Source organism: Roseovarius sp. D0-M9 (genome assembly GCF_037083805.1).
In the GTDB taxonomy this organism is placed as follows: Bacteria; Pseudomonadota; Alphaproteobacteria; order Rhodobacterales; family Rhodobacteraceae; genus Roseovarius.
Window position 1 is genome coordinate 1 of record NZ_JBAPKZ010000084.1, and the last position, 5,336, is coordinate 5,336.

A 5,336-nucleotide genomic window follows, 5' to 3' on the forward strand; every position below is an offset into this window, starting at 1 on the left:
TCGAGGATGATCCGATCATCCGCGAAACCACCCAGCGCCTGTTCGAAGCCGAAGGGTCGAAGGTCATCACATATGTCTCGGCAGAGGACTTCCTGTCATCCCCTCGGCCGGAGGGCACGGCATGCCTTCTTGTTGATGCCATTCTTCCCGGCATGGATGGGGTCGCGCTGGTCGCGCTTCTGCGGTCGGAGGCGTCGCAGGTGCCCGCCATCATTCTGACCGGTCACGGCGATGCCGATATGGCGGTGGAGGCGATGAAAGCAGGCGCATCGGACCTGATCGAGAAACCGGCGAGCGCGGCTGATTTGCTGGCAAGTTTCCGCTCTGCCATCGCGCAGATGGAAGACCGGAACCTGAAGGNCCGGCGAGCGCGGCTGATTTGCTGGCAAGTTTCCGCTCTGCCATCGCGCAGATGGAAGACCGGAACCTGAAGGCTAACGCGCGCAAGGCGGCAAAAGCCAAGTTCGCAAACCTCACGCCGCGCGAGCAAGACGTTCTTGCCGGCGTTCTGGAGGGCAAACCGAACAAGATCATGGCGGTGGACCTCGGCATCAACCAACGCACTGTGGAGAACCATCGCGCGTCAGTGATGCGCAAGACGGGGGCCGAATCCTTGCCGGCGCTGGTGCGTCTGGCGCTGGCGGCCGATACACCGACTGCGTGATGAAGGGAAAAAGGTTGGTTTGGCGGCGCCTCATTTCTGGAGCGAGGCGCCGCCATATCGGAAATCACCGAAAACATGGTCCGGTAAATTCAGGCAAGTCGGTTGCGGGGCCAACGCCGGCCCCGCTCAAGCAATCGTAGCATTGCCTTTGTCTTGAATGCCCCTTAATCGGATGCGGCATCCGTGTCGTCAGCGGTATCTTCTTCGCCATCAGCAGCATCTTCTTCGCTATCGGCAGCATCCGTGGCCTCGGCGTCACCTTCGTCGCGGTTGGCCTCGTCCTCGCCTTCAGCCGCATCTTCACGAACCGTGACGTTCGCCTCGCCGTCCTCCGAGCCGGAAGAGACCTGAATTTCAGGCTCACCGATAACATTGACGGTCACTTCAGGCTCTTGGCCTTCGAATGTCACGTTTGGCTCATCGCGATTAAAGACGATTTCCGGTTCCTCCTTGTCTCCGCTCCGCGTGATCGTCGCCTCCTGCTGCTGGGTCTCGATCTGAGGCTCAAGATCCTCTGCTGTCGATCCCTCGGGGGCAAAACGCCCATCCTCAAGCTGGACCAACTCGGACGGCTCTTCATCGCCAATCGTTAGCTCGATCACCGGATCAGGCATGTTGACGGACACGACCGGCTCGGGGATACGAACTTCGATGTTTGGCGTCACCTCGGACATGTCCAGGGTCGACTCGGGCCAAGTGACGATAACCTCGGGCTCGGGGATCATGACAGTGATGCGCGGCTGGGGAACATCGACATTCACCGTCGGCTTGCCCTGACGTATCTCAATCTGCGGTGCCTGCTCGTTGATGCTGACGCTCTGGCGCGGCATGCTCCACTCGATTTCGGGCGTGCCGGTGTCCACGGCGACTTCGGCAGGCGGCTGATAAACCGCGACGTCGGCGTCGACCTCGATCTCCTGCTGGACGATCATACGCTCGCTGACGCTTTCACGGGCGACCAATTCAAGGGTCTCACGGTCGATCGTGCCTTCCTCTTCCCAAGTCGAGAAAAAGACGTCGCATTGCTCTACGTTCCCCGAGGCGATGACATTTTCGATCTCAGTGCGAATTTCTGAATCGACCTCGGAATCATCCGCGAGGCGGTCAGCGAGATTGACGCAGGCCTCTGGATCCAGATCCCCATCGACCTCCTCCGTTGTCTGGGCGTGAGCCGTGCCGAGTGCGAGCGCTGCGACTGAACTCAGCAGCGCGACGTGCGTATTTTTCCAAAGCATTGTGGATCTCCTACTTGGGTTGGTTCGTATAACCTTGACAATCGAAGCCACGCTGGCGCGTTCCCATGTTTGATCCGGCGGCTTGTTAGACCGCTGTTCATAAAGGGATAAATTTCCAAATCCCCTTGATCTTTCGCCTCTCGCTGACTGTCCTTTTCTTGATGACTTCCGGTGGCCGCCTGCCGATAGGGGGCAAACCCAAGCCGCAAAAGCGGGTATTGGCGTTAACTTTGGCGGGCGTCTGGAACGGCAAACGGGAACGAAAACCAAAAGCTGGGATTATGAGGGTATACGCGCCGCGAAATGCCGCGCCGCGACCCTCGTAATCCGTTTGTCAGCAGTCAGCGACTGCCGACAACACCAGTAGCGAAAGTAGGTCCATCCATGCGCCCAAGACTCATAATAGGCATTATTGTCGTCATTGCCGTCGTCGTGATCGGCCTCTTTTGGTACAACAATCAGGCAGAACAGGCCCGGATCGAGGAGCAGCAGCAAGCCGAGCAAGCTGAGCAAGCCGCCCGCGAGCAGGAACAGGAAGATGAACGCGCCCGCGAAGAAGCCGAGCAGGCCGAACGCGACGCACTCGCAGCCGAAGAAGAAATGGACGAAACAGCGCCCGCCGACGGTGCCACATCTGAAGACGGTGCCCTTGGCGAAGAAAGCGACACGACCGAAGAGGGCGCCCCTGTCGAAGAAGATGAAGAAGCGGGAGCTGCCTCAGACGATCTTCGCGTTGTCGGCGATGAGATCACCGAGGATACGACCGTTGTGGAGTCGGCAACCGATGATCCTGTGATCATGGAGCCTGACGAAAGCGAGTCCTCAACCACGATCGTCGACGACGAGACATCCGAAGGATCTGCCACCTCGTCCGACACGGACGCGAATACAGAAGGTGACGACGACACGTCGGACGCTGCCAACGGTGACACGGCCGCATCCGATGATACGGCGGATACCGCGTCGACGGCGAACCCGGAAGAGCTGCTGACCCCGGAGAATTTCGACTCCGACGAAGTCCTCGATCTGATCCAGTCGTCAGACCAACTGTCTGACGATCAACGCTCTACCTTGAGTGCTCTTGTGGAAGGTGCCAGTTCCAATCCCACGACGACAGAGGCCGCGATCAATTCGATACGTTCCGCCCTCGAAATGCCGCCATTGGATTGAACATTCGGTGTGACCCGCCGTCGGTCCGGTGCCCCGCGTGTAAATCCGCGCGGGGCCGTGCTGTTCCCACAGGCCGGAGACACCGGGCTACACCGATGATTTCGCAGGTGCTGGCATGGATCTGATCCCGCACTCACTCCTCGCTAGGACAAGCGTCCCCCGCGCCGAAATGCTGGCGCGGGCGCCCCACTTCGGGAAGGAACAGCCGGCTGGGATGATCGAATCGTCAGGCATTGCCTGCCCTGCCCTGCCCTCGCGGGGGATCATCGCTCACGGTCAAGGCGGGTGCTGTCGACGCCGTGCATATGCCTTGGCTCGCGCTGTTCCTATGCGCATCATGCGCGCGATTGCTCTTGTATGCGCTTGCCTCTGCGCATTGCTGGTAATCACCGCGCCCGTAGCGGCGCAAGACGACCCGCCGCTCTGGTATCCCGTCGAGACGATCAATTCTGGGCTCGGCCCGGCGCCAAGCGAGCTAGACCGGAGTTCACCACGCGCCGCGCTCAGAAGCTTTGTCGACCTGATCGACGCAGGCGATGTCGACGATGCCGCGCACCTCCTAAACGTGTCGCATCTGCCCAAGGACGAACAAGAGGCGCGTGCCTCGACGCTTGCGACGAAACTTGGCGTGCTGATGGACCGAAAACTCCGCATCGACTGGTCAGGCACACCCGCCGAGGCCGATGCAAAGCCGACGACCGGCGCGAACGCCTCCGAGGCGCCGCAGCCCAGGCGGGATTACCTGCTGGAAGAGCTCAACGGAGACGACCAGATCTATGCCATTCGCCTGACCCGCTATGCCACCGAACCCGCAGAGGGTGAGGCTGCGAAACCGGTCTGGCTGTTCTCGCAAGATACCGTCGACAATATCGATGCTCTATACGACACCTTCGGTCCCAGAGCTTTCGAGGCGTATATCCCCGAGGCGATGAAGGCCAGGGTCGGTTGGCTGCAACTCTGGGAATGGCTTGCCCTGCCGTTGCTGATTGGTGTGCTGATCCTTGTCGGCCGGGTGACGGCAAAGCTCGTCGGCCTCGGCAGGCACTTGTCCGACAATCGCGTGGTCGACCGCGTGATCGAGCGCGCGGCACTGCCGCTGGCGCTGGTGGTGGCGTCATTCGCGGCCTATTGGCTCTTGGGTTTCATCGTGTCCCTGTCGGGTCCGGCAACCGCCGTCATCACACCAGCGCTGGTGATGCTTGCCGTGGTCGGCTTCAGCCTTGCGGCCCTGCGCGCGGTCGATGCGCTGCTGGATCATGTGACACGTCGGCAACTGGGGGATAAATTCGACACGCCCAGTTCGACTGATCGCGAGTTCTTTACGTCGATGTATGCCCTGCGGCGCGTCATACTGGTCATCACGGTCGGCTTTTCGCTTGTGTTCGTGCTGATGCAGTTCGACATCTTCGCCAACATGGGTATGACACTGCTCGCGTCTGCGGGTGTGCTGACGGTGATCCTCGGCATTGCCGGGCAGGTGACGCTGGGCAACATGGTGGCCTCGCTGCAAATCGCTATCGCCAAGCCGGTTCGGATTGGCGACAACATCCACTACGAGGGCGACTGGTGCACCGTCGAGGCGATCTACTTCACCTTTATCAGGCTGCGCACGTGGGACGAAAGGCGGCTGATCGTGCCGGTCAAGTATTTCCTGTCCTACCCGTTCAAGAACTGGTCGGTCCTCAATGAGCGGATGCTCGTCTCTATCCGGCTTGTCCTTGATCCGATGGCCAAGGTTGCCCTCCTGCGCGAGAAATTCACGACATCCGCCCAAGCCGATCCCGGTGTGATCGAGCATGACAAGATATGGACCGCGGTCACCGATCATTCGGCGCACGGCATGACTGTGGAATTCTACGTGATGACCCCAGACCCTTGGACGGCGTGGACGGTCGAGATGCGCCTGCGCGAAGAGATGGTGGATTTCGTACGCAATGAGCATCCCGAGTGGTGGTGGCGCGAGCGCATCGAGCTATAGCGATGCGGCGGCACTCATGCCGCCGCAAACTGTTGACGCCTTGCCCGCGATAACGATCTGCCCGCGACGGCCAGCGCCTTGGAAGCCAAGGTGGTCCTGCCTCAGCCCGATAGCATGACCTGATCGGGCGGCTTCGAAGACTGCGCGCCCTGCCGGCTCAGTGCGGGCCGCGACATAGATGGGCAAGGCGCTGCATCCCCTTGCGCGACCAGCCGGTTGAGCGTGGCCCTGCCGCGGCTTACGCGGCTCTTGACGGTGCCGACAGTGCAGCCGCAGGCATTGGCCGTTT

The 5,336-nt window shown here is 60.7% G+C and carries 5 protein-coding genes and 1 pseudogene; 4 read left to right on the forward strand and 2 right to left on the reverse strand.

Annotated features, from left to right (window positions below):
- The first annotated feature begins 38 nt into the window (after window positions 1-38).
- Both V8352_RS21260 and V8352_RS21265 read left to right on the forward strand, forming a co-directional pair.
- A complete protein-coding gene (locus V8352_RS21260; RefSeq protein ID WP_442971083.1) occupies window positions 39-431 on the forward strand; it encodes a response regulator transcription factor in 393 nt (130 codons plus the stop codon).
- A complete protein-coding gene (locus V8352_RS21265; protein WP_336426257.1) occupies window positions 413-664 on the forward strand; it encodes a response regulator transcription factor in 252 nt (83 codons plus the stop codon). The genes V8352_RS21260 and V8352_RS21265 overlap by 19 nt, the downstream gene beginning before the upstream one ends.
- A gap of 164 nt (window positions 665-828) precedes the next feature.
- On the opposite strand, the gene V8352_RS21270 is transcribed toward V8352_RS21265, so the two are convergent.
- A complete protein-coding gene (locus V8352_RS21270; RefSeq protein ID WP_336426258.1) occupies window positions 829-1,899 on the reverse strand; it encodes a hypothetical protein in 1,071 nt (356 codons plus the stop codon).
- A gap of 384 nt (window positions 1,900-2,283) precedes the next feature.
- On the opposite strand from V8352_RS21270, the gene V8352_RS21275 reads away from it, so the two are divergent.
- Both V8352_RS21275 and V8352_RS21280 read left to right on the forward strand, forming a co-directional pair.
- The gene (locus V8352_RS21275; RefSeq protein ID WP_336426259.1) at window positions 2,284-3,069 is read left to right on the forward strand and encodes a hypothetical protein; all 786 of its coding nucleotides are present in this window, start codon (window positions 2,284-2,286) and stop codon (window positions 3,067-3,069) included.
- A gap of 376 nt (window positions 3,070-3,445) precedes the next feature.
- Window positions 3,446-5,047: a mechanosensitive ion channel family protein gene (locus V8352_RS21280; RefSeq protein ID WP_336426260.1), complete on the forward strand. Its 1,602-nt coding sequence runs from the start codon at window positions 3,446-3,448 to the stop codon at window positions 5,045-5,047.
- Window positions 5,048-5,148: 101 nt separating this feature from the next.
- Here the strand turns inward: V8352_RS21280 and V8352_RS21285 are convergent.
- Window positions 5,149-5,336: pseudogene (locus tag V8352_RS21285) on the reverse strand (hypothetical protein); the annotation flags it as partial.